This is a genomic window from Aquibium pacificum (assembly GCF_040839445.1).
GTDB classification, from domain to species: Bacteria; Pseudomonadota; Alphaproteobacteria; order Rhizobiales; family Rhizobiaceae; genus Aquibium; species Aquibium pacificus.
In genome coordinates, this window is sequence record NZ_JBDPGJ010000010.1 from 1 (window position 1) to 22,164 (window position 22,164).

Genomic DNA, 22,164 nt, shown 5'->3' on the forward strand with positions numbered 1-22,164 from the left:
CTTTCGTGATCCAAAACCATGCGCACCGCTCGGGCACGCACCTCGGGAGAAAACCTGTTCGTCGTCTTGCTCATGATGGCTCCACCTTCTCAAGGTTTGGAACCTCCGGCAAACCCGGCGCGGTTCAGTTTCCGATTTGCAGAGCGGCTTCGGGGCCGGTGCTCAGATGGCCTTGACGGTGACGCCACCGTCCACGTGCAGGATCTCGCCGGTAACGAATTCGGCTTCGGGACCGATCAGGAAGGCGACGGCGCGGGCGACGTCCTCTTCCGTGCCGAGGCGCCCGAGCGGAGATTGCCGGCGGCGCTTCTCATAGCCCGCTGCATCCACCATCGCACGGGCGCCGGGTGTCGGGACCGCGCCGGGGGTGACGCCGTTGACGCGGATGCCCTGGGGGCCGAGTTCGACCGCCTGCTGCCGCGTCAGCGCCACCAGCGCGCCTTTAGCCGCGGTGTAGCAGGCCGTGTTCGGCAGGCCGAGATCGGCGACGGGGGAGGTGATGTTGACGATCGTCCCCGGTTGCCCGTCGCGATGCGCCAGCAGCGCCTGCGCGGCCCAGAACGCGCCCTTGACGCCGACGGCGAGCATCCGGTCGAGCACCTCTTCGGTGACCTCGCCGAGCGGCGCGTAGTGGATCCACATGGCGTTGGCGACGACGCTGGTCAGCGGTCCGTGCGCGTCGCGCAGGCGCGCCGCGGCATCGAGGACGCCCTCCCGGCTCGCGACGTCGCAGGGCAGGGCGATCGCCTTTCCGCCCGCCGCCGCAATCGCCGACACCGTTTCCTCGACCAGGGCGGCGTCGACGTCCAGCACGCCGACGGCCGCGCCGCGCTCCGCCAGAAGCCGCGAAATGCCCGCGCCGATGCCCCGGCCGGCACCGGTAACGAGGACGACCTGGCCCGCCAGCTGCTGCTGGATCATGCGGTTTCTCCTCCTGGTTTCGCGAGCGCCTGGCCGGCCGGCAGGACCAGCAGCGTCGAGGTCGCGGTTGCGATCACCGCCTCACCGTCCGATATCTCGGCCGCGGCGAACATCACCCGCCGGCCCGGTTTCTCGATGCGCCCATGCGCGGTGTAGCGGGCGCTCCGCGCCGCCTTCTGGAAGACGACATTCATGGTGAGTGTCGACAGGACCGCGTCGTCGGCGAGCTGCGTGAAGCCTGCGAAGGCCATGGCAAAGTCGAGCATCGTCGCCACCGCGCCGCCCTGCACCACGCCGGCGCCCTGCCGGAAGGTCTGCTGCGGCTCGTATCGGAAGACCAGCTCCCGGCGCCCGGGCTCCCACGCCTCCAGCACGCAGCCGAGGGCGACCGCGAGCGGATTGCTGTCCACGGCGACGGCCTCCCCGCCGTTGGCCATGAAGCGCCGCACGAGCACGAGATCGGGGTTCATCCGCGCCGCACTCACTGGATGTCGATGCAGACCTTGCCGACGTGGCGACCGGCTTCCAGGTAGCGCAGCCCGTCGGCCAGTTCGGAGAGGCCGAACCGTTTCTCGTCGATGACCGGCTTCAGGCCATTGGCGGCGATCGCATCCACCATCTGCTGCAGCATCAGCCGGCTTCCGGCGTTGGCGCCCTCCAGGCGCAGCGCCTGCATGGCCACGATTGGCACGTTGAGTTCGGCCCTGGGGCCCGTGACCACGCCGATGAGGGTGATGGTTCCGCCGGGCCTGAGGGCCCGCATGGAGTGCTTGAGGGTTTCGGCGCCGCCGATGTCGACAACGTGGTCTATCCCCGCGCCCCCCGTGAGGCCCATGATGGTCTTGCCCCATTCGGCGTCCTCGCGATGGTTCACCACGTGGTCGGCGCCGAGCCGTTTGAGCAGCTCGAGCTTTTCGGGACTGGACGAGGTGGCGAACACCGCCGCGCCGGCCATCTTGGCGAACTGCAGGGCGAACAGGGACACCCCGCCGGTTCCCTGGGTCAGCACGCGCTGGCCGGGCCGGATGCCGCCGCGCTCGATCAGCCCGTTCCAGGCGGTGGCCGCCGCGCAGGGCAGCGCCGCCGCCTCGGGAAAGGACATCGACGCCGGCATGCGCACCAGCGCGTCCTCGCGAAAGACCCGCTTCTCGACGGCGACACCGTCGAACATGCCGCCAAGATCCTCGGTGACGCATTCCAGACGCAGCGGCCCGGCCTGCCAGCGCGGGAAGAAGCAGTTCAGCACGCGGTCACCGACCTTCCAGGCGCGAACCTTCGCGCCGACGGCCACGACCTCGCCCGCGGCGTCGGAGAGCGGGATCAGCCGCGCCTGCTTCTGCATGCGGCCGTAGCCGCCTTTCACAGCCAGGATGTCGCGGTAGTTCAGCGACGCGGCGCGGATCGCGACGAGGACCTCACCGGGTCCGGGCTCCGGTTCGTCCATCTCCACGATGCGCAGGTTTTCGATGCCCATCGGGTCGACCAGTGCAGCTCTCATTGCCCGTCTCCTCGTTCTTTCGGTTCTTCTTCACAGTGCGTGGAAGCGTTCGCCGCTTTCGGCCATCCGCACGAGCGAGGCGGGTGGTTCGAAGCGCGGGCCGTATTTTCGCGAAAGGTCGCGTGCCTCTTCCACCATCGTCGCCGCGCCTATCATGTCGACATAGGCGAAGGGACCTCCGAGGTGAACCGGATAGCCCCAGCCGAGCACCGCGGCGACGTCGCCCGACAGCGGATCGCCCAGCACGCCGTCCTCCAGCGCGCGTGCGGCTTCGAGCGATTGCGTAACCAGCAGGCGGGAGCGCACGTCGTCATACGGCACGGGCGAGGCCGCGGGGAACATCCCGGCCAGGCCGGGCCAGGGCTCGGCGCCGTCCTCGGCATAGTCGTAGAGGCCATGTCCTGTCGGCCTCCCCACGCGGCCGGCGGCTTCGAGCTTCGCCAGCGCCTCGACCGCCTTCGAGCCGTCCATCGACTTCGGAGATCCCGGTCCGCTCATGGAAGTCAGAATGTCCTTCAGCAGCGGGATCTTTGTCAGGTCCGCCAGCGTCGCGGCACCGATGGCGAAGCCCGCGGTCGTCATCAAATTGTCGATCACCTGCGGGGCGACGCCCTCGGCGACGAGCGTCATCCCTTCGCCGGAAAGGCTCGACACGACACGGCTGGTGTAGAAACCGAGCCCGTCCTTGACGGTCAGAACCGTCTTGCGCATCGCGGCCGCGAGCATGACGGCGTCGCGCCAGGCCTTCTCAGACGTCGCGTCCGCCCGCACGATCTCCAAAAGTTTCATCGCCTCCACCGGCGCGAAGAAGTGCATGCCGACCATCCGCGACGGATCGCCGACGGCGGTCGAGAGCGAACCGATCGGTATCGTGGAAGTGTTGCTGCCGATGGTGGTGCCGGGTCGCATCGAGGAGTCGAGCCGGCGCAGCACGTCATGCTTCACGTCGAGGCGCTCGAAGACGGCTTCGATGGCCATGTCGGCATCGGCGGTCGCATCGTAGCTTTCCGTCGCCTCGATGCGGCCGAGAAGGGCCGCGGCCGCGTCGGCGGCGAGGCGGCCCCGGCCAACCTGCCGCTCGGCGAGTTTGCCGATGCGGCCGCGCGCCTCGTGCGCCTTCTCCCGAGAGACCTCGACGAGGACGACCGACAGGCCCGCAAGCGCCGCCGCATAGGCGATGCCGGTGCCCATCTGTCCGCCGCCGGCGACCGCGATGGTCCGCAGCGACCCATCGGGCTTGACCGATGGCCGGGCGGCTCGCGTCCCGTAATGGAGGACCCGCATGCGGTTGCGCGCGCCGTCGGAGACCGCAAGGCGCGCGAACTGCCGCGTCTCGACCGCGATGCCCGCGTCGAGCGTGCGCTCCAGCCCGTGATGCAGGGTGTGGAGAATGGCCGTGCCCGCCTCGTTGGTCGCGGCGGATTTCGCCCGCATCCGCGCCCAGGCGCCGGTGAGAAAGTTGCGCCCCTTCACCGTGTTCGGGTCGAGACCCGGCAGCGTCCATCCCTTGCGGTCCCATGGCTGGGCCGGTTCTGGGTTGGCGGCGATCCAGTCCGTGCAGGCATCCAGGAGTTCGCCGGCCGGCACGACGGCGTCGATCAGCCCGGCTTTGAGAGCGGTGGCGGCGTCCAGCGTGCGGCCCGGCAGGATGAGATCGGCCGCGGCCTGCATGCCGATGAGGCGCGGCAGGCGCTGCGTCCCGCCGGCTCCGGGCATCAGGCCGAGGCCGGCTTCCGGGAGGCCATACAGCGCGTCCGGCCGGTCCGCGGCAATGCGACGGTGGCAGCCGAGCGCGAGTTCGTAGCCGCCGCCGAGCGCGGTACCGTTGAGCGCCGCGACCACCGGCCGGCCCCAGGTCTCGAGCTTGCGGATGGCGAGGAGGAAGGGCGAGACGATCGCCACGATATCCTCCGGGGTTCTCGCCGCGCGCAGTTCGTCGAGATCGCCGCCGGCCGCGAAGCCATCCTTGGCCGAGCTGATGACGATCCCTTTCACCGAGGCATCGGCGAGAACCTCCTCGACCAGCGCGAGGAAGGCGTGGTTGAAGGCCTTGGTCAGCGTGTTGACCGGGCCGGGCGTCTCGATGGTCAGGAGGACGATGCCTCGTTCGAGGTCCGTGCGGCGGATCACGATGCGAGCCCCACGCGCTCAATGCAGGTGGCGACCCCCATGCCGAGGCCGACGCAGAGCGTCACCACGCCGCTTTCCTTGCCGGTCCGCTCCAGTTCGTCGAGCAGGGTGCCGACCAGCATGACGCCGGTCGCGCCGATCGGGTGGCCCATGGCGATGGCGCCGCCATTGACGTTGACGCGGTCGTGGCCGACGCCGGTGCGCTCCATGAAGTGCAGCACCACGGAGGCGAAGGCCTCGTTCACCTCGTAGAGGTCGATGTCGTCCAGCGTGCGGCCGGCGCGGGCGAGACAGCGCCGCGTGGCGTCGGCGGGAGCCGCGAGCATCAGGCACGGGTCCATCGCGGCATTCGCGAAGGAACGGATTCTGGCGCGCGGCTTCAGCCCCAGGCGTTCCCCGGCCTCTGCGGTGCCAACGAGCATGGCCGCAGCGCCGTCGACGATGCCCGACGAGTTGCCGGCGGTGTGGACGTGCGCGACCTTCGCGACCTGCGGGTAGCGCTGGCGCACGATGGCGTCGAACCCGCCCTTCTCGCCCATCGTCCTGAAGGCCGCCGGCAGTTTCGCAAGGTCCTCGATCGTCGTACCGGGCCTGACGTGTTCGTCACGATCGAGCATCAGCGTGCCATTGACGTCGTGCACGGGAACGATGGACCGGTCGAAGCGCCGCTCGTTCCACGCGTCGGCGGCGCGGGCCTGCGAGGCCGCGGCATAAGCGTCCGCGTCCGCACGGGAATGGCCGCAAAGGGTTGCCAGCAGGTCGGCCGCTTCGCCGAGCGGCGTGAAGTGCGCCTCATCGTTGAAGATCGCGTCGGTCCCGTTCGGGCCGCCGGTGCCGGCGATCGGAATGATCGACATCATTTCGACGCCGCCAGCCACGATCAGCTCCGCCTGGCCGGCCATGACCCGCGCCGCCGCAGAATTGACCGCGTCGAGGCCCGAGGCGCAGAAGCGGCTGACCGTCGATCCGGGAATAGTATCGGGCAGGCCCGCATGCAGGACCGAGGAGCGGGCGATGTTGGCGCCCTGGTCGTTGACGCCATCGCCGCAGCCGAAGATCACGTCCTCCGGCTCGAAGCGCGAGAAGCGCGTCCGCTCGTCCAGCGCCGACAGCACGGTCGCGCCGAGGTCGATCGGCGACAGCGTGTGCAGCGCTCCGGACGGTCGTCCCTTGCCGCGCGGGGTGCGCACGGAATCGAAGATATAGGCGTCTGGCAATCTCGTCTCCTGGCGGGTGTTCGCGCGTCCCGCGCGTGCGTCGGCCTGTGGCGCGGTCGCGGATATTGTTTAATTTGTTAATTTAATCCGTCAACCTCCTCGCGTCCCACATCGGTCACAGCACCTTGAAATAGCGGATGCGGTTTCCCGTCTCGAAGCGTTCGCCGAGGCCGACGAAGACGTGGCGCGACAGCCATCCGTGCGGACCCGGCGCGACCTCGAATGCGGGCGTGCAACGGAAGTAGTATTCGGTGGGTGAGACGACATCGCCGGGCCTCAGGGCCCACAGGCGCTCCATCACCTCCGGCGACGCGTGGCGGTAGCCGCGATTGTGCAACAGGATCGTCGTGCCGTCTTCGGTGCGCAGATGGTACCGCGCATCGAAGCAGAAGACGTCGTCCTCGCGCACGTGCGGCCACTCCCCGCCGCCCGGCAGGACCTCGCCGCGGATTGCGGGGCCCTCGAAGCTGCCGCCTTCGATGCCGACGCTGAGCCGGTTTCCGCCGACCGGCAGGGGCCCTAGCGAAAGGCGCTTCTTGAGGCGGATGGTGACCGCCATGGCGAATTCGAAGCGCGGTTCCATGTCAGCTCACCTCGAACAGATCGATCGAGGCGACGCTCCACGAGAAGGTTCCCACCGCAAGGAACACCGCCTTCGCAAGCCATTCGTGCCGCCCGGGGGGCGCTTCGAACCATGGCGCGCATCGGCGGGAAAACTCGGCCGCGCCGTCCGCCGGTCCGTTGCCGAAAGCGGCGCAAGCCTCGGGTGTGGCCCGGATCAGGCCGCGGCTGCGAAGGTAGACGTGGCTTCCGTCTTCGGCCGCCAGCATGAGCCGCGTGTCGGTCTCGATGATGCCGTCCGGCCGGAACACCAGCCAGTCCCCGCCGTCGTCGGCAACCGATGCCGCAATGCGTTCTCCCGCCAGGGTTCCGGACGCCGCCCGGAGAAAGCCGCGCCGCCCGGCATGCGTGTCGTAGACGAGCGGCGGGGCGTATTCGAGATCGAGGCGGCCGACATGGACAAGGCCGGGCGGGAGCGTCGTTTCCATCGCTTGCATCTCGTTCTTCCTCGTTCGGCTACCGCGACGGCCGGGTCGGCCTGGACCGGCGCTCCAGCATCCCGAGCGGGATCATGATGACGCTGGAGAGCACGAGAAGCACGACGACCGCCCCGAACACGCCGGCGGAATTGAACTGGGAGGCGGAGTATTCGATCAGGAAACCCAGCCCGCGATTGGAGGAAAGTGCCTCCGAGACGACGGTCGTGGTCAGCGCATAGCCGATAGAGGTGCGTAGCCCCGTGTAGATCCAGGGCAGGATCGCAGGCAGGCGCACCTTGCGCGTGATCTCGTCGCTTCGGGCACCCATCAGCCGCATTGACTGGATGATGTCCCGGTCGATGTCGCGCACCCCCGCGAGCGTCGCGTAGAAGAGCAGGAAGATCACCACCGAAGCGACCAGCGCTACCTTGGAGACGAGCCCGATCCCGAAGAAGATGACGAAGAGCGGCAGCAGCGCCACCTTCGGCAGGCCGTAGAGCGCGGCGATGAACGGCGCGACCAGCCGCTCCGTCCGGGGGGACAATCCGAGAAGGAGCCCGAAGCCGATGCCGAGCAGGGCGCCGACGGCATAGCCCATGAACAGCGTGATGATCGTGGAACCGACATGCAGCCAGATCGAGCCGTCGGCCAGCCACTTCCAGACGATTGCGACGATGTCGGACGGACTGCTGATGTAGAAGGCGGGGATCAGGCGTCCGGACGCGAACTGCCAGGTCGCCAGCAGAACCACCAGGAAGACCAGCTGCTGGGCCAGCACGACCTCCGGCTTCGGCGCCGCGTTCCTATTTCGCACCGCGCTCACCGCCGATGCTGGCCGCGAACTCGTCCTTCAGCTCGTTCCAGAGTTCCTCGTGGATGGCGCTGAACTCGGGCCGGAACCGCAGCTCCATGGCGTTTCTCGGCCGCTCGAAGGGGATGTCGCGCGTGGCACGGATCCGGCCCGGCCGGGAGGTGAACACCACGACGCGGTCGGCCATGAGCACGGCCTCCTCGAGATCGTGCGTGACCAGGATGACGGTCATCTGCCGCCTCTCGACCAGGTGCAGCAGTTCCTGCTGGAGCAGAAGGCGGAGCTGCGCGTCGAGTGCGCCGAAAGGTTCGTCCAGCAGCAGCGTCTCCGGCTCGTAGATCAGCATGCGGGCAAGCGCGGCGCGCTTGCGCATGCCGCCGGAGAGCTCGGCCGGATAGTGACGCTCGAAGCCGCCGAGGCCGACGAGGTCGATCATCTCCGCGACCCGTTCGCGGCGTTCGCCGGCACTTGCCTTGCGGCAACGCAATTCGAACGCGATCCCGATGTTGTCGGCGACGGTGCGCCAGGGCAGCAGCGTATCCTTCTGGGTCATGTAGCCGACCCGCGTGTTGGCGGCCAAGACCGGAGCCCCGTCGTATTCGATCGTGCCTTCGGTTGGTGCGAGCAGTCCGGCCACCATGTTCAGGATGGTGGATTTTCCGCAGCCGCTCGGCCCGACCAGGGCGAGGAACTGCTTTTCGGGAACCTCGAGCGTCACGCCATCGACGGCACGCACCGTCTTGCCGCGCGTCGCAAAATCGACCGCCACCTTCTCCAGGCCGATCTTGCGGCGGCGCGCCTCCGTCGGCCCGACGGCCGGTTCGGGGTGTACGAGACGCAGTACGGGCATCGTCAGCCTCCTCGTGTTTCCAGGTGGCGCCAGCGCAGCAGCCTGTCTTCCATCAGCGTGGTCGCCTCGTTGACGAGGCCGCCGAAGACCATCAGCACGAAGAGCGCGGAGTAGATTCCGGTCATGTCGAACTGCTGCGCGGAGCGGGTGATGAGATGACCGAGACCGCTGCGCGACAGCATCATCTCGCCGATCACCGCCGCGATGAGGGCATAGGGCAGCGCATTGCGCAGCCCTGCGATCGTCCATGTCAGGCAGGAGGGCACCACGACCTTGAAGAAGCGCTCGCTTGCGGTCGCACCCATCAGTTCCAGCGAGTCCATGAGTTCGTCGTCCACCGCGCGAGCGCCGGAAAAGGAGTTGAAGAACATCAGCAGGAACGACACGAAGGCCACCAGCACGATCTTCGGCTGCATGCCCAGGCCAAACCACATGATGAGCAGCGGCGTCAGGGCAACGATAGGCAGCGAGTTGAGGAGCACGATGAAGGGCCGGAACACGGCCGCGAGCCGCACCGAGCGTCCGAGCAGCATGCCGGCGAGCACCCCCGCCGGTATGCCGATTGCCAGTCCCGACGCGATCTCGGTCGCCGTGACGGCCAGGTGGTACCAGAGATCGCCGGCGACCCACTGGGCGAGCCGTCCGGCGATTGCGACCGGACTGCTGATCCAGCGATCCGAGACCAGGCGCGCGCACGCCTCCCACGCCGCGAGAATCGCGGCCAGAAGGAAGACGCGCTGCACCCAGAGGCTGGATCCGCCCGACACCGTCGGCAACCTATTTCAGGATCTCGCCCGCCGCCTTCTCGGCGAAGCTGTCGTCGACGAAATCCTCGTAGGTGACGGTGACCGGCTCCGGGGAAGTGATGGCCACCCAGTCGAGCAGCTTCTGGTAGCCTTCCTTGGAGATGACCGGCGTCGTTGCCGACTTGCCGCGGAACTTCGGCTCGAATGCGGAGAAGAGCGCGGCATCGGTTTCGGGGAAATAGCTCTTCAGCTTGGCGCCGACCGCGTCGGCATCGGCCGCCTGTGCCTTCATCGCTTTGGTCAGGGCGTTGACCATGCGCTGGGCGAGTTCCGGCTTCTCCTTCGTCAGCGCTCCGCGCGTGATGATGGCCGTATACGGAACGCCTGCGAGTTCGGGGATGTCGTCGGTCAGCGGATCGATCACGACCTTGCCGAGACCGGCCGCTTCGGCCTGCTGCGGAAAAGGCGCGCCCAGCATGAAGCCGTCGACCGCTCCCTGCTCGAACGCAGCGAACATGGCGGGGGGACTGCCCAGCGGCTGGATCGTCAGCGCCTGCTCGGGGTTCTTGCCGCGCTGCACGAGCCAGCTGCGCAGGAGAACGTCGGTGGTGCTTCCGATTCCGGTGACGCCCACCGATATGTCCTTCAGCCTCTCGACCTTGTCGTCGACTGACATGTCGGGGGTGATGCCGGTCTTCTCCAGCGCGGCGTTCGAAAGCACGAGCTGGATCGGATAGCCGTTGAACAGGGCTCCGACCGAGACGAGGTCAGCACCGTTCTGGCGCGCGGTGATGGCCGCCTGCATGCCGACTACGGCGAAGTCGGCGCTGCCGCCGGCGACTGCGGCGATCTGGCGCGAGCCGGAACCGACGTCGACCCAGTCGATCGCAATGCCCTCCTTCTCGAAGAGGCCCTCTGCCTCGGCGACGTAGAAGGGATAGAAGTGCAGCGCCGCTCCGGGCGTCGCGATGGTGACGGTCTGCGTGTCCTGGGCGGCGGCCGGGGCCGCCAGGGCCAGTCCGGCCGCGACGGCGAGTGCGCGCAGGGGAACTCGCAGCGCGGATGCGAATCGGTTGTCAGTCATGGATTCCTCCCGATGTCATTTCCGCCGCACGCAGGACTGGCGGACAATGTGTCGGCCAGGCTCCTCCCTGCATCGGCAGCTCAAAACTAATTAACTTGTTATATTTTTGCAAGCTTCGAATCGCGGCTCATGGCGCCGCCTCGGGATCGCCGCCGACGATGACGTCGCCCCATTCCTCGAAGACCTTGATCATGGTCGAGTAATCGGCATCGGCGCCCAGCCGCGCGGCGATGTGGGTGAAAAGGCCCGAGACGGTGAAACCCATGGTCGCCGGCATGCGCAGGTCCTGCGCGAGTTCGAGATAGAGGCCGATGTCCTTCAGCCCGATCGTCAGCGGCCCGCCATAGTCGAAGGTCCGCGGCAGGATCGCCTTGGGAAACTTGTCCACGGTGGCAGAGTTGCGCCCCGTGCTGACGTTGATGACGTCGATCATCGTTCTTGCGTCGAGGCCGGCCTTCACGCCCATCGAGATCGCCTCGCAGGTGGTGACGAAGGCGGTGATGGACAGGATGTTGTTCACGAGCTTGCACACCTGGGCCATGCCCGGTTCCGCGCCGATCACGAAGATGTTCGAGGCGACGGAGGCAAGCGCCGGCCGCGCCGCTTCGATCAGATCAGGCGCGCCCGCGACGATCGCGGTGAGCTTGCCTTCCGCCGCGCCGCGCGGTCCGCCGCTGATCGGCGCATCCAGGAAACCGATGCCGGCGGCCCCGAGCCTCGCACCGATCGCGGCGATGGTGCCACGCCCCAGCGTCGACATCTCGACATAGGTCGCGATCCGGCTACCGTGAAAGACGCCGAGATCGCCGAAGGCCGTATCCAAACTCGCCTGCTTGCCGGGCAGGCAGGCGAAGACGATTTCCACGCGATCGGCCACGTCTCGCGGGCTTGCGGCGATCGTGCCGCCCGCTGCTTCGAGCAGCCGGAGCGCTTCGGCGGCGCTGTCGAAGCCCACCACCTCGTGACCGCACTCGATCATCCGCCGCGCCATCGAGCCACCCATGTGGCCGAGGCCGATCATGCCGATTTCCATCGCCGTTCCTCCCGTGGATTCTAGGTTTGGTAGAGGCGCCCGAAGCCGGGCGCGCTGCCGCTTCGCCCGGCCAGCCGGACGGCGGCCCAGGCGCCCACCATCGCGCTGGAGACGACGGGCACCGCGAACTCGTTTTCGAGACCCGGACAGACCGCGTGCGTGGAGAGCCCGGCACAGGAGATCACGACAGCATCGGCCTCAGGCGCGCGCTCCCGGACCCGACGGGTCAGCGAGGCGATCCGTTCCGGCGCGGCCTCTTCGGCCTCCGACAGCGAGACGATGTCGAGGCCCTCGATCGCATCGATCGCAAAGCCCTCCGCCGAGAAATAGGAAGAAAACATCGCATTCACGTCGTTTGTGTAGGCGGTCGCCACCGCGAGCCTGCGCGCGCCGAGACTTCGCAGTGCCTGCACCAAGGCGGTGGCCAGCGTCGCGCACGGCAGCCCGCTCGCATTCTTCATCCGCCCGGCGAGTTCGCGGTCGAAGGCCGCACCCCGGAAGAAGCTCAGGGAGGTTCCGAAGAGCACGACGGCCTCGGCGCCCCGACCGGCCAGGTTTGCGCAGGCGGATTCCAGGCGCGCGATCGCTTCGGCGTATCCGGCTTCCGTCATGGCCGGGACCCCGATGCCCTCGACGAGGAATTCCACGTCGGGGAACATCGCCGTGGCGTCCGGGGGAACGCGTCCGGACGCCGGCGGCACGACGAGCCCGACCTTCGTCCTTGCGCCCAAAGCAGTTCCTCCCGTGGCCAGATTTATTTAATATGATAAACATTGACAGTTTCCGTGGCCAGCCCCTAGGGTCGCCGCGATCCGCCGGGTGGAAGCCGTTTTCGGCGACAGCCAGCGGTGGACCACTCGGAGCCAGGGAGGTGGCGATGAGCCTTTTGACGCGCGCCGTCGATCTGATTTCCGGTTTGCTGCTTGCCCTGATTGCGCTCACCACCTTCGGCGAGGCGACCCTGCGCTATCTGTTCGCAATCCAGATCCCCGACGCCTACACGCTGGCGGGCTACGCCCAGGCGATCGCCATCTTCTGGGGCATCTGCAGTGCCACCTATGCCGGCCGGCACATCACCGTCGATCTGCTGTGGGAATTCCTCGGCCGCAACGGCCGCCGCGTCGTGGACGTCGTCGCCGCGCTGTTCAGCGCGATCTTCCTCGGTGCGCTGGCCTGGATGCTTATCGCCAAGGTGCAACGCGCCCACGACAGCTTCGAGATGACCAGCGTGCTGCACTGGCCGATCTGGCCCTTCATCGCGGCGGCGGCGGCGGGAATCGCGGTCGCTTTCGTCCTCTCCCTGTTGCGCACTTTCGAGATGGCCCGCGGCGGAGCCGATCGCCCCCATGACTGACACCCTGATCGCCGTGGCCGGGTTCGTCGGCCTCTTCGTCCTCATCGTTCTGCGGGTGCCGATCGGCTTTGCCATGGGTATTGCGGGCGTGGCGGGCTTCGCCGCCGTCAGCGGCTGGAAGCCCGGCCTCAACCTGCTCATGAACTCGCCGCTTCGCACGGCTTCGGACTACACGCTGAGCGTCATCCCGATGTTCGTGCTGATGGGCGTCTTCGCCAGCGCGTCGGGCATGAGCCGCGAACTGTTCCGCGCCAACCGCTCATGGTTCGGCCACTTCAAGGGCGGCACGGCGATCTCCACGATCCTGGCCTGCGGCGGCTTCGCGGCAATCAACGGGTCGTCGGTCGCCACGGCCGCGACCATGACGACGGTGGCCCTGCCGGAGATGCGCAGGGCGGGCATGGAGCCGGGCCTCGCGGCCGGCACCATCGCGGCGGGCGGCACGCTCGGCATCATGATTCCCCCGTCGGTGACGATGCTGATCTATGGCATCCTCACCGAGCAGGACATCGCCAAGCTGTTCATGGCCGGCGTGATTCCAGGCCTGCTCGGCATCCTCTTCTACGTGATCGTCGTGCGCCTGATCGCCAGCCGGCGTCCCGATCTCTGTCCGGTCGGCGAACGCGCCGACCGTGCCGAGCGCTGGGGGTCGCTGCGCGACATCTGGGCGACGATGCTGCTGTTTGCCGTCATCATCGGATCGATCTACGGCGGTTTCGTCACCGTGACCGAGGCGGCGGGCATCGGCGCCACCGGCGCCTTCATCATCGGCGTCCTTCGCGGCCGGCTGAACGCCGCCCGGGTCGTCGAATGCCTGGTGGAAGCGCTGCGCACCTCGGCCTCCATCTTCGTCATCGCGATCGGCGCCTACCTGTTCGGATATTTCCTCACCGTCACGCAGACCGCGCAAGCTCTGACCGAAACGCTCGTGGCGCTGCCGATCGGCCCCTACGGCACGCTTGCCCTCATCCTCGTCGTCTACATCCTCCTCGGCGCCGTGATGGACGAACTGGCCATCATCCTGCTCACCGTCCCGATCATCTTTCCGGTGATCGTTTCCCTCGGCTTCGATCCGATCTGGTTCGGCGTCATCATCGTCATGACCGTGACGCTGGGTCTCATCACGCCTCCGGTCGGGATGAACGTCTTCGTCATCAATTCCATCGCGCGGGACGTGCCGCTGACGACCATCTTCCGCGGCGTCGCGCCGTTCATCGCCGCCGACATCGTGCGGCTCGTGGTCCTGTGCGCCGTACCGTGGCTCTCGCTGGCGATACCGAACACGATGAACTGAGGAGGGCGCCCCGACCGGTGGGCGAGGCGAGCGTCAGGCTATCCGGCCGGTCGTGCGCGCACGGGCCGCCGCATAGTCGGGCGCTTCGCGCACCAGGAACGCCCGCAGGCCCTCGCGGCTTTCGGGCGATCGGCCGAGCGCAATGGCGCGGTCGAGTGCTGAGTCGAGGGCAGCCGCTTCATCGAGGTCGAGCGCGTCGCGCAGCGACTGCCTGATCATCGCCACAGCCTCGCGCGGACCTGTCGCGAGAGCGCGGGCGAGGCCGAGCGCTTCGTCTTCGGCGGAGGAGCCCGAGGCGGCCAGGCGATTGACGAAATTCCAGCGATGGGCCGTCCCGGCGTCGATCTCCTGTCCGGTCAGCATCATTTCCAGCGCCCGGGAATAGCCGATCCGGCGCGGGATCCACACGGTCCCGCCAAGGCCAGGAAAAACGCCGAGCCTGATCTCGGGCAGGCAGAAGCGCGCATTTTCGCCGGCAATGACGATGTCGCAGGCTGCGGCGAGTTCCATGCCGCCGCCGAAAGCGACGCCGTCCACCGCAGCAATCGTTGGAAGCGGGAGCGACGCAAGGGTCCGCAGGGCCGCGCTTTCGGTGCGCAACATCGATGCGGGACCGTCCGGCGTGTCCTGCAGGCGCGCGAGTTCGCGAATGTCCGATCCCGCGCAGAACGCGCCGCCCCTCGTGCCGGCGACGAGGACTGCGCCGGCTTGGGATGGAACGTCGGCAAGGATCTCCGTCAGCCTTGCCGCCATATCGGGGGTCAGGGCGTTGGCGCCGCCGTTGCAAAGCCGCAGGACGAGGACGCCGTCCTCCACGGCCGCGCGGATTTCACCCATCGGATCAGGAATTGCCGGCGGTGCCGTCAGGCTCCCAGGGGCAGTCGACGTCGCGCCAGTAGTGGACGCGCCGTTCGCTGAACAGGAAGCCGGTGTCGGTGCGGCGGAAATTGTCGGTGGAGTGGCCGATGACCTCGAAGATCTTCTTGCCCGCTTCGCTATGCCACTTGGTCACGGTCCAGTAGGAGCGCGTCGCGTAGCCCCATTCGGTGGGCGTGAGCAGCAGGTTGTCGATGTGATGCTGCCGGCCGCGGAAGGCGGGGGTGGCCATGAGCGTGCGGAAGTAGCCCTCGAAGGCCGCGCGTCCCTCGTAGACGTTGCCGGCGGTATCCTCGAAGACCGCGTCGTCGGTGAACACGGCCCCGAGCCTGCCGATGTCGGCGGTATCGAGGGCCCACACGTATTCGGCGATCAATGTCTGGATCTTAGGGTAGTCGGCCCAGTTCGCGTCCGTCATCGGCACGATGGCAACTCCTGGCACGTCGGGGGAGAGGAGGGGCCGCCGACGCCCGTTGCGGGGCGCCGGCGGCCGACGGGGATCAGTAGCGGGCGTCGTTCGCGTCGAGCCGGTCGAACAGCTCGGCCTGTACCTGCTTCGCGTCCATGCCGTAGCGGTCGCTGGCCGTCTTCAGCACATCGTCGACCAGGGGAGCCGCCGCTTCCTTCCACTTGCCGAATTCCTCGTCGGTGAGGGTGTAGACGGTGTGGCCCTCAAGGCCCTTCAGCTTCTCCAGCGCGGCCATCTCGCCGTTGGCCCAGCCCTGGTTCACCTTGGCCGACCACTCCGGCGTGCAGTGGGAATCGATCACGGCCTTCTGCGCGTCCGAGAGGCCGGCATAGAAGTCCTTGTTGATCACCTGCGCCTGCGCGGTGATGTAGAAGGGCGCGCCCATGTGATACTTGAGCGCGCTCTCGGCCTTGATGACGAAGATGTCCGGCGGCCAGGTGACGCCGTCGACGACGCCGCGCTCGGCGAGTTCGCGGATCTCAGGCAGCGCCGCCTGGACGGTGTTGCCGCCCTGCGCGGTGACGAAGGCCGACGTGACGGGACCGGCCGGACGAATGCGCAGGCCCTTCAGCTGGTCAGGCGTGCGAACCTCGGTTTTCGCCAGATGCAGCGTGCCCGGATGGTGCATCGTCACCAGGCACAGCTTGACGTCCGGCATTTCCTTGTCGACGTAGGCCGTATACCACTCGTGCAGCGCCTTGGCGCCCGCGGTGCTGTTCTTGAACGTGAAGGGCAGCTCGATGATGCTCCAGATCGGGAACCGCCCGGGCGAGTAGCCGGGAGCGACCATCGCCATGTCGACGATGCCGTCCCTGGCCATGTCGTAGTGATCGGCCGCCTTGCCGAGCTGTTCGGCGGGGAAGACCTTGACGGCGATCTCGCCGCCGGATGCCGTCTCCACGTCCTTGCCCCATTCCGTGAGCCCCGCCACGAGCGGGTGCATTGGCGGAATCCAGAGCGAAAACTTCATGTCGACCGCCTGCGCGCTGGTCGCGCCGGCGAGCACGGACGTTGCAAGTGCTGCGGATAGAAACAGGTTTCTCATTGGTTCTCCTCCCAGAAAGGCGTCGGGTCGTCCGGGCGCCAATTCTATAACAAGTTAAACATTTCGGCGTGCCGCTGTCCAGCCTCAACCGTATCCGGCCCGGCGCGGCAGCCACGTGGCGAGGTCCGGCACGACGAACATGAGGGCGAGGAACATCACAAGCACGACGATGTAGGGAAAGGCTCCCCGGATGATGGTCGAAAGCGGCGCGCGCGTCGTCGCCTTGAGAACGAACAGGTTGAGCCCGACCGGCGGCGTCAGCATTGCGAGTTCGAGGTTCACGACCAGGAGGATGCCGTACCAGATCAGGTCCACGTCCAGAGCCAGCAGGACGGGCAGGACGATCGGCGTGGTGATGAGGATGATGGCGACCGCCTCGAGGAACATGCCGAGCACGAAGATGAACACCATGACGAGCAGGATGAAGGGAAGCGCGGAAAGTTCGAGGTGCGCCACGGCCTCCAGCACCTGCATGGGAAGGCGCGAGATGGTCAGCACATGGCTGAAGAGGCCGCTTGCGGCCACGATCGCAAGAATCATGGTGGCGGTCATGGCCGCCCCGTGCGCCGCTTCGTAGAGGGCGCGCCAGGTCAGGGTCCGGTAGACGAAGAGGGCGATGAGCAGGGCTCCGATGACGCCGACGGCTGCCGCTTCGCTGACGGTGAAGTAGCCGGAGTAGATGCCGCCCAGGACCGCGACGGGGAGCAGGAGGGGCGCTATCGCCGACCGCGCTGTGGCTACGATCTCCGGCAGTCCTGCGCGGGGCCGGGTTTGTTCCTGCGTCGAAAACCTGGACGAAACGGAGACGTAGACCGCGAAGGCGACCGCCAGTAGCAGGCCCGGCAGGATGCCGGCGATGAACAGCGCGCCGACGGAGGCGTTCGAGACCGCCGCGTAGAGGATCATCGGCCCCGATGGCGGAATGAGAATGCCGAGCGTGCCACCGCCGGCGACCGCGCCGGAGGCGCGTGCGGTCGCATAGCCGTACTTCTGCATCTGCGGGACGGCAACCGCGCCGATCGTCAGGGCGGTCGCCACCGACGAGCCGCTGATGGCCGCGAAGACGGTGCAGGACAGGATGGTCGCGACGCCGAGGCCGCCGGGCAGATGGCGGGTCAACGTATCGGCGAAACGGAAGAGGTCGTCGACGACCCGGGTCCGTATGATGATGTTCGCCATGAAGGCGAAGAGGGGGATGGCGACCAGGAGGTAGCTGTCGATCTCGCCCACGAAAATGTCGGCAAGCCCCATCAGCGAGCCGTGCGCGATGTAGCTCGCGACGATGGCGCTGAGCGCCAGCCCGGCGAAGATCGGCACGCCGGTGAAGAGCAGGAGCAGCGTTCCGAGGAAAAGGACCGCGAGGATCACGGCTCCTCCTCCTGCGCCGGGGGCGGTCCGAAAAGTCGCCGCGCGGCCGCGAGCGCCAGCATGAACGCGCCGACCGGCATGGCTGCCTGGACGATATGGAGAGGCAGTTCGACGTAGTCGGACGTGTGGAGATTGATGGCGCGCGAGAATTGCACCATGTCGATGCCCGTCCACAGGAGCACCGCCGCGGTGACGAGCACCACGAGGGCGGCCCAGCGGTCGGCGATGGCGCGACCGCGCGGCGGCAGCCTGGCGGTCAGGAGGTCGACGCCGATGTGCTCATTGCGCCGGAATGCCTCTGCCGCGGCGAGCATGACGATGTAGACCAGCGTGTGTCCGGCCATGTCGATCGGCCAGATGGACGAGGCGCCGGTGGTCAGGCGCACGAGGATGCCGTAGCCGAGCGAGCCGGCGCAGAAGATCATGAGCAAGGCGGAGAGGGCGGCTCCCAATGCAAGGAGCCGCCCCAGCCAGACATCGATGACCGCGAGCATGACGCCCTAGAGTTTCTCGAGGAGTTCGACGAGCTTGACACCGTTGGGAGAGGCCTGCTTGAGGAACTCCTCCTTGCCGGCGGGCTTCATGAAGTCTTCCCACTCCTTTGCTTCCTCATCCGTCTGGATGTGAAGCGTCATGCGGTCCTTCATATTCTCGTAGGCGTGCTGGTAGTTCTTTTCGTAGTCCTCGAACAGGCGCGCCTCGAGATTGGCGCTGGCTTCCTCGATGACCTTGCGGTTCTCCTCCGACAGGCCGTCCCACCATGCCTGGTTCGCGACGACGTTGCCGAAGACGCAGTTCAGCCGGTTCACCGTCCCGTACTTCTGCACCTCGTAGTACTTGCGCTCGAACGAGCCGATGAAATCGCCGCTCGCCGCATCGACGATGCCGGTGTCGAGCGCCTGGTAGACCTCGGCCGCGGACATGATGACCGTGCTTGCGCCGGCGGCCACGAAACCCGAATCGAAGATCTTGCCGCCGCCGCGCAGCTTTACGTCCTTGAAATCCTCAAGATGGACCAAGGGCTTGCTGTTCGACGAGATCAAGTTTGCGTTGCCGAGGAAGATCCACACCATGTTGTGGACGCCCGCCTTGGCGAGTTCCTCGTCGAGCATCCGCGCGGCCTCCGAATCGGGGAAGGCCTTGCCCCGCTCGGTACCGGACAGGATGAAGGGGATCAGCAGCGCGCTCATGTCTGGAAGCGTGCTGCCCCACTGGATGGAAACCTGGAAGCCGGCTTCGATCTGTCCGCGCACGACGGCCGGATAGACCTGGTTCGGCTTGTAGGCCTGCGCGGCCGGGAACATCTGGACGTCGATGCCGCCCCCGGAGTTCTTTTCGATTTCCTCGCCCCACGCATCGAGCGCCTTGGCCATGTAGTGGGCGGGCGGGAACTGATGCGCGACGCGTAGAACTTCCGTTTGCGCATAGGCGACGGTGCTGACGGCCATTGCCGCCAGCATGATGGAAAGTCTTTTCACCGTACTCCTCCCGTGACTGGTGAACGACATTGCCCGTGCCGGAATATCGCATCCGGCCTGGCAGGATTATTAAACATGTTTAGTAGTTTGGAGTAAAGCGCTTTCTCCGCCGGGCGGGGTGGCCGGAAGCCTGCCGCTACAGCACGGCGAAATAGTCGAAGACGGAGTGATCCGCGTGGCGTTCGGCGCGGCCGACGATGACGGTTCGCGTCAGCCAGTCGTGCGGACCGCGCGGCGTGTCGAAGGTCGGGGCGAGCCGCATGTAGTATTCGTCCGGGCCGACGGGTTCGAGCGCCTCCATCTTTCGCGCCGTCTCCGGCGGGGCGTGGCGATAGCCCGTGTTGCGCATGTAGATCTGTGTGCCGTCGTCGGCCTCCAGCATGTAGTGTGCGGTGAATGCCACGGTGTCGTCCGGGCGATAGAGCGCCCAGTCGCCGCCCGAGTTGGGCACCACTCGGCCATTGAGGCGCGGACCTTCGATCTCGCCGCCGGCCGCCGACACGAATCCCCGTATGCCGCCCGACGGCAGTTCGCCGATCTTCTGGCGGATGCCGAGCTTCAGCCGGATGCGGAAGACGAATTCGAGCTTCGGTGGGACGATGTTCATGCGCGGTCTCCCGGTTCTGACGATGAGGCGGCGCGGCCGACGAATTCCTCGCGCAGCTGTTTCTTGGATATCTTGCCGGCACCGGTGACGGGCAGGGCGTCGCGAAATTCGACCGAGCGCGGGCTCTTGTAGCGCGCGATCCGGTCCTTGCAGAAATCGATCACCGCGTCCGGGTCGAGGGCTGCGCCGTCGTCGGCGATGACGACGGCATGCACCGTCTCGCCCCAGAAGGGGTCCGGGACACCGATGACGGCGACCTGCTTCACGCCGGCCATCTGGCCGATCACGTTCTCGACCTCGAGGGAATAGACGTTCTCGCCACCGGTGATGATCATGTCCTTGATGCGGTCGACGATGTAGAAGAAGCCGTCCTCGTCGACATAGGCGGCGTCGCCGCTGTGCATCCAGCCATCGCGCAGTGCCTGCGCCGTCTCGTCGGGGAGATTCCAGTATTCCTTCATGACCATGGGCCCGCGCACGACCAGTTCGCCCACCTCGCCGGGAGCGCATTCCCGTCCGTCGGGCGCCACGATGCGCGCCTCCTCGTTGTAGACCGGCATGCCGCAGGAGCGCATGCGGTCGCCGGCCGTCTTCGGGTCGCGCCATTCGAACGGCATGAGCATGCCGAGCGGCGATATCTCGGTCATGCCCCAGCCGTGCAGGAAGAGGAGATCCGGCCACAGCCTGATCGCCCGGGCCAGCGTCGCCTCCGGCATGGGCGCCGCGCCGAACTGGATCTGGCTCAGCGAGGAGCAGTCGAACGTCTCCGTCTCGGCGAGGTTCACCAGCATCTCGATCATGGTGGGAACCAGGCAGATATGCGTGACGGCATGCTCCTGGATGAGCTCCAGGCAGTGGCGCGCGTCGAAACGCGGCATGAAGACGTGGGTGCCGCCCGCCATGGTCAACGAGTAGGTCGACATGCCGTCCGTCAGGTGGAACATCGGCGCGGCGTGCAGGTAGACGCTTTCGCGGCCATAGCCGATCAGCGCCAATGCGTTGAGCGCATTGGTGGAGAGGTTGTCATGCGTGAGCACGACGCCCTTCGAGCGGCCCGAGCTTCCCCCGGTGTAGAAGATTCCCGCCATCTCGCCGCCGCCGCGCAGCCGGTCGGGCAAGGGCTCCGCGCCGGCCACCATGTCCTCATAGTGGATCCACCCCTCCACGGGCGTCTCCGACAGAGAGATCACAGCCTTCATGCCGGACAGGATGTCGCCGAGCTGCTCCGCGCAGGCGCGCTGCGAATCGTCGACGACCAGCGCCACCGCGCCGCTGTCGCGCAGCACGTGGGCCACTTCGGCCGGCGAGAGCCGCGTGTTGACGGGGACCATCGCGGCGCCGGCCCACGGCAGGGCGAATTCGAGTTCGAAGTAGCGGTCGCTGTTGAGCGCCAGCAGGGCGACCCGGTCGCCGTATCCGATGTCCAGGGCGGCGATGCCGCCAGCCGCGCGCGCGACACGATCGAGCACCTCGGACCATTTGCGCCGCCGACCGCCATCGATCGTGGCGAGGCCGTTGCGGTTGACGAGCGCGGCGCGCTTCAGCGGCTGTGTGAGATAGGCCGGCATCCAGTTCCTCCCGCGCGGATTGCCGTAGGCCGGCCGGACCCCGCGTCTTGCGCGAACGATCGGCCGGCATGACGGCGCGCCCCTCGGGGAGCCACGCCGTCGGCATCCGGTTACGATCCGATATTAAACAAGTTAAATAACTCCGGTCAATCGGCGACCGACAGATCTGCCGTTCGCGACGCCTGATCCTGGTCGGAAGTCAGCCGGCGACCTTGCGGGGACGCCCGCGCGCCTTCGGCGGCGTCAGGGGGACGAGATCTGCCGGCAGGCCCTGACTTCCCGATGGAGGGAACGTCAGCGCCGAGACCTTCTCGTCGAGTTCCACGAGAAGGCTCTGGAGCTGGCGCAGCTTCTCGGTTCCCATGACATCGCGAATGCTGCGGTAGACCGCGCGCGCATCGGGCGCCACGAGTTCGAAGAGCGCCGCGCCGCGGTCGCTGAGCGAGACCAGCATGCGGCGCAGGTCCGAAGGGTCGGTGCGGCGGGTGATGTATTCGCGCTGTTCGAGGTCCCGCACGATGCGCGAGAGAGACGGAAACAGGATCGCGGTCATGCGCGCGAGTTCCGTCATCTCGACCTCCTCGAGCGATTCGATCGTCCAGATCACCCGCCATTGCGGCTCGGTAAGCGAATAATTGTGCAGGACGGACCGGAAGCTGCCCATCACGCTCTCGCGTGCGCGCACGATCGACAGCGGCAGCGCCTCGACCACCTGCTCCCTCGTCAGGTGCGCATGGACCCGCTTCTTCCTGCGCTCTTGCTCTGTCATGTTCAT

24 protein-coding genes are annotated in these 22,164 nt (G+C 67.2%); 2 read left to right on the plus strand and 22 right to left on the minus strand.

Going from position 1 to position 22,164, the window contains the following annotated elements; all coding sequences use genetic code 11:
• Positions 1–162: 162 nt before the first annotated feature.
• From ABGN05_RS28200 to ABGN05_RS28260, 13 genes are all read right to left on the minus strand, one after another.
• The gene (locus ABGN05_RS28200; RefSeq protein WP_367957377.1) at positions 163–921 is read right to left on the minus strand and encodes an SDR family NAD(P)-dependent oxidoreductase; all 759 of its coding nucleotides are present in this window, start codon (positions 919–921) and stop codon (positions 163–165) included.
• A complete protein-coding gene (locus tag ABGN05_RS28205; RefSeq protein WP_367957378.1) occupies positions 918–1,391 on the minus strand; it encodes a PaaI family thioesterase in 474 nt (157 codons plus the stop codon). The genes ABGN05_RS28200 and ABGN05_RS28205 overlap by 4 nt, the downstream gene beginning before the upstream one ends.
• An 11-nt stretch (positions 1,392–1,402) precedes the next feature.
• Positions 1,403–2,419 carry a zinc-dependent alcohol dehydrogenase family protein gene (locus tag ABGN05_RS28210; RefSeq protein ID WP_367957379.1) on the minus strand — a complete coding sequence of 339 codons (1,017 nt, stop codon included), beginning with the start codon at positions 2,417–2,419 and terminating at the stop codon, positions 1,403–1,405.
• Between the two features lie 30 nt (positions 2,420–2,449).
• Positions 2,450–4,549, minus strand: coding sequence for a 3-hydroxyacyl-CoA dehydrogenase NAD-binding domain-containing protein (locus ABGN05_RS28215; RefSeq protein ID WP_367957380.1), 2,100 nt, complete (start codon positions 4,547–4,549; stop codon positions 2,450–2,452).
• The gene (locus ABGN05_RS28220; RefSeq protein ID WP_367957381.1) at positions 4,546–5,766 is read right to left on the minus strand and encodes an acetyl-CoA C-acetyltransferase; all 1,221 of its coding nucleotides are present in this window, start codon (positions 5,764–5,766) and stop codon (positions 4,546–4,548) included. Before ABGN05_RS28220 ends, ABGN05_RS28215 begins: the two co-directional genes overlap by 4 nt.
• A 115-nt stretch (positions 5,767–5,881) precedes the next feature.
• A complete protein-coding gene (locus ABGN05_RS28225) occupies positions 5,882–6,349 on the minus strand; it encodes a DUF3237 domain-containing protein (protein ID WP_367957382.1) in 468 nt (155 codons plus the stop codon).
• A gap of 1 nt (position 6,350) precedes the next feature.
• Positions 6,351–6,815 carry a DUF3237 domain-containing protein gene (locus ABGN05_RS28230; RefSeq protein WP_367957383.1) on the minus strand — a complete coding sequence of 155 codons (465 nt, stop codon included), beginning with the start codon at positions 6,813–6,815 and terminating at the stop codon, positions 6,351–6,353.
• Positions 6,816–6,843: 28 nt separating this feature from the next.
• Positions 6,844–7,620 (minus strand): ABC transporter permease, encoded by a 777-nt coding sequence (locus ABGN05_RS28235; protein WP_367957384.1) that lies wholly within the window; start codon positions 7,618–7,620, stop codon positions 6,844–6,846.
• Positions 7,610–8,467: an ABC transporter ATP-binding protein gene (locus ABGN05_RS28240; RefSeq protein WP_367957385.1), complete on the minus strand. Its 858-nt coding sequence runs from the start codon at positions 8,465–8,467 to the stop codon at positions 7,610–7,612. Before ABGN05_RS28240 ends, ABGN05_RS28235 begins: the two co-directional genes overlap by 11 nt.
• A 2-nt stretch (positions 8,468–8,469) precedes the next feature.
• Positions 8,470–9,234 carry an ABC transporter permease gene (locus ABGN05_RS28245; protein WP_367957386.1) on the minus strand — a complete coding sequence of 255 codons (765 nt, stop codon included), beginning with the start codon at positions 9,232–9,234 and terminating at the stop codon, positions 8,470–8,472.
• Positions 9,235–9,244: 10 nt separating this feature from the next.
• Positions 9,245–10,297 (minus strand): ABC transporter substrate-binding protein, encoded by a 1,053-nt coding sequence (locus ABGN05_RS28250; protein ID WP_367957387.1) that lies wholly within the window; start codon positions 10,295–10,297, stop codon positions 9,245–9,247.
• Positions 10,298–10,424: 127 nt separating this feature from the next.
• On the minus strand, positions 10,425–11,330 hold the full coding sequence (locus ABGN05_RS28255; protein ID WP_367957388.1) for an NAD(P)-dependent oxidoreductase: 906 nt from the start codon (positions 11,328–11,330) through the stop codon (positions 10,425–10,427).
• A 20-nt stretch (positions 11,331–11,350) separates the two neighbouring features.
• Entirely contained in the window at positions 11,351–12,061 is a 711-nt protein-coding gene (locus ABGN05_RS28260) for an arylmalonate decarboxylase (protein ID WP_367957389.1), read from the minus strand.
• Between the two features lie 146 nt (positions 12,062–12,207).
• Here ABGN05_RS28260 and ABGN05_RS28265 point away from each other — a divergent pair, with 146 nt between their 5' ends.
• Both ABGN05_RS28265 and ABGN05_RS28270 read left to right on the plus strand, forming a co-directional pair.
• Positions 12,208–12,684, plus strand: a complete 477-nt coding sequence (locus ABGN05_RS28265; RefSeq protein WP_367957390.1) for a TRAP transporter small permease — start codon at positions 12,208–12,210, stop codon at positions 12,682–12,684.
• The gene (locus tag ABGN05_RS28270; RefSeq protein ID WP_367957391.1) at positions 12,677–13,978 is read left to right on the plus strand and encodes a TRAP transporter large permease; all 1,302 of its coding nucleotides are present in this window, start codon (positions 12,677–12,679) and stop codon (positions 13,976–13,978) included. Before ABGN05_RS28265 ends, ABGN05_RS28270 begins: the two co-directional genes overlap by 8 nt.
• A gap of 33 nt (positions 13,979–14,011) precedes the next feature.
• Here the strand turns inward: ABGN05_RS28270 and ABGN05_RS28275 are convergent, their stop codons facing one another.
• The 9 genes from ABGN05_RS28275 to hpaR all read right to left on the minus strand — a co-directional run bounded on the left by ABGN05_RS28275 (position 14,012) and on the right by hpaR (position 22,164).
• Positions 14,012–14,815 (minus strand): enoyl-CoA hydratase/isomerase family protein, encoded by an 804-nt coding sequence (locus ABGN05_RS28275; RefSeq protein WP_367957392.1) that lies wholly within the window; start codon positions 14,813–14,815, stop codon positions 14,012–14,014.
• A gap of 4 nt (positions 14,816–14,819) precedes the next feature.
• Positions 14,820–15,272 (minus strand): nuclear transport factor 2 family protein, encoded by a 453-nt coding sequence (locus ABGN05_RS28280; RefSeq protein ID WP_367957486.1) that lies wholly within the window; start codon positions 15,270–15,272, stop codon positions 14,820–14,822.
• Positions 15,273–15,354: 82 nt separating this feature from the next.
• Positions 15,355–16,368 carry a TRAP transporter substrate-binding protein gene (locus tag ABGN05_RS28285; protein WP_367957393.1) on the minus strand — a complete coding sequence of 338 codons (1,014 nt, stop codon included), beginning with the start codon at positions 16,366–16,368 and terminating at the stop codon, positions 15,355–15,357.
• Positions 16,369–16,452: 84 nt separating this feature from the next.
• The gene (locus ABGN05_RS28290) at positions 16,453–17,736 is read right to left on the minus strand and encodes a TRAP transporter large permease (RefSeq protein WP_367957394.1); all 1,284 of its coding nucleotides are present in this window, start codon (positions 17,734–17,736) and stop codon (positions 16,453–16,455) included.
• Complete coding sequence (locus tag ABGN05_RS28295) at positions 17,733–18,230, minus strand: TRAP transporter small permease (RefSeq protein WP_367957395.1); 498 nt, start codon at positions 18,228–18,230, stop codon at positions 17,733–17,735. Before ABGN05_RS28295 ends, ABGN05_RS28290 begins: the two co-directional genes overlap by 4 nt.
• 6 nt (positions 18,231–18,236) lie before the next feature.
• The gene (gene dctP, locus ABGN05_RS28300; protein ID WP_367957396.1) at positions 18,237–19,214 is read right to left on the minus strand and encodes a TRAP transporter substrate-binding protein DctP; all 978 of its coding nucleotides are present in this window, start codon (positions 19,212–19,214) and stop codon (positions 18,237–18,239) included.
• A 136-nt stretch (positions 19,215–19,350) separates the two neighbouring features.
• On the minus strand, positions 19,351–19,821 hold the full coding sequence (locus ABGN05_RS28305) for a DUF3237 family protein (protein ID WP_367957397.1): 471 nt from the start codon (positions 19,819–19,821) through the stop codon (positions 19,351–19,353).
• Positions 19,818–21,389: a class I adenylate-forming enzyme family protein gene (locus ABGN05_RS28310; protein WP_367957398.1), complete on the minus strand. Its 1,572-nt coding sequence runs from the start codon at positions 21,387–21,389 to the stop codon at positions 19,818–19,820. Before ABGN05_RS28310 ends, ABGN05_RS28305 begins: the two co-directional genes overlap by 4 nt.
• 199 nt (positions 21,390–21,588) lie before the next feature.
• Positions 21,589–22,164: a homoprotocatechuate degradation operon regulator HpaR gene (gene hpaR, locus ABGN05_RS28315; RefSeq protein WP_367957399.1), complete on the minus strand. Its 576-nt coding sequence runs from the start codon at positions 22,162–22,164 to the stop codon at positions 21,589–21,591.

Bases quoted from the DNA above. Each gene is read 5' to 3' on its own strand.
- ABGN05_RS28200 (WP_367957377.1), bottom strand. From the start codon at position 921: ATGATCCAGCAGCAGCTGGCGGGCCAGGTCGTCCTCGTTACCGGTGCC.
- ABGN05_RS28205 (WP_367957378.1), bottom strand. From the start codon at position 1,391: ATGAACCCCGATCTCGTGCTCGTGCGGCGCTTCATGGCCAACGGCGGG.
- ABGN05_RS28210 (WP_367957379.1), bottom strand. From the start codon at position 2,419: ATGAGAGCTGCACTGGTCGACCCGATGGGCATCGAAAACCTGCGCATC.
- ABGN05_RS28225 (WP_367957382.1), bottom strand. From the start codon at position 6,349: ATGGAACCGCGCTTCGAATTCGCCATGGCGGTCACCATCCGCCTCAAG.
- ABGN05_RS28230 (WP_367957383.1), bottom strand. From the start codon at position 6,815: ATGGAAACGACGCTCCCGCCCGGCCTTGTCCATGTCGGCCGCCTCGAT.
- ABGN05_RS28240 (WP_367957385.1), bottom strand. From the start codon at position 8,467: ATGCCCGTACTGCGTCTCGTACACCCCGAACCGGCCGTCGGGCCGACG.
- ABGN05_RS28250 (WP_367957387.1), bottom strand. From the start codon at position 10,297: ATGACTGACAACCGATTCGCATCCGCGCTGCGAGTTCCCCTGCGCGCA.
- ABGN05_RS28255 (WP_367957388.1), bottom strand. From the start codon at position 11,330: ATGGAAATCGGCATGATCGGCCTCGGCCACATGGGTGGCTCGATGGCG.
- ABGN05_RS28265 (WP_367957390.1), top strand. From the start codon at position 12,208: ATGAGCCTTTTGACGCGCGCCGTCGATCTGATTTCCGGTTTGCTGCTT.
- ABGN05_RS28270 (WP_367957391.1), top strand. From the start codon at position 12,677: ATGACTGACACCCTGATCGCCGTGGCCGGGTTCGTCGGCCTCTTCGTC.
- ABGN05_RS28275 (WP_367957392.1), bottom strand. From the start codon at position 14,815: ATGGGTGAAATCCGCGCGGCCGTGGAGGACGGCGTCCTCGTCCTGCGG.
- ABGN05_RS28280 (WP_367957486.1), bottom strand. From the start codon at position 15,272: ATGACGGACGCGAACTGGGCCGACTACCCTAAGATCCAGACATTGATC.
- ABGN05_RS28285 (WP_367957393.1), bottom strand. From the start codon at position 16,368: ATGAGAAACCTGTTTCTATCCGCAGCACTTGCAACGTCCGTGCTCGCC.
- ABGN05_RS28295 (WP_367957395.1), bottom strand. From the start codon at position 18,230: ATGCTCGCGGTCATCGATGTCTGGCTGGGGCGGCTCCTTGCATTGGGA.
- ABGN05_RS28305 (WP_367957397.1), bottom strand. From the start codon at position 19,821: ATGAACATCGTCCCACCGAAGCTCGAATTCGTCTTCCGCATCCGGCTG.
- ABGN05_RS28310 (WP_367957398.1), bottom strand. From the start codon at position 21,389: ATGCCGGCCTATCTCACACAGCCGCTGAAGCGCGCCGCGCTCGTCAAC.
- hpaR (WP_367957399.1), bottom strand. From the start codon at position 22,164: ATGAACATGACAGAGCAAGAGCGCAGGAAGAAGCGGGTCCATGCGCAC.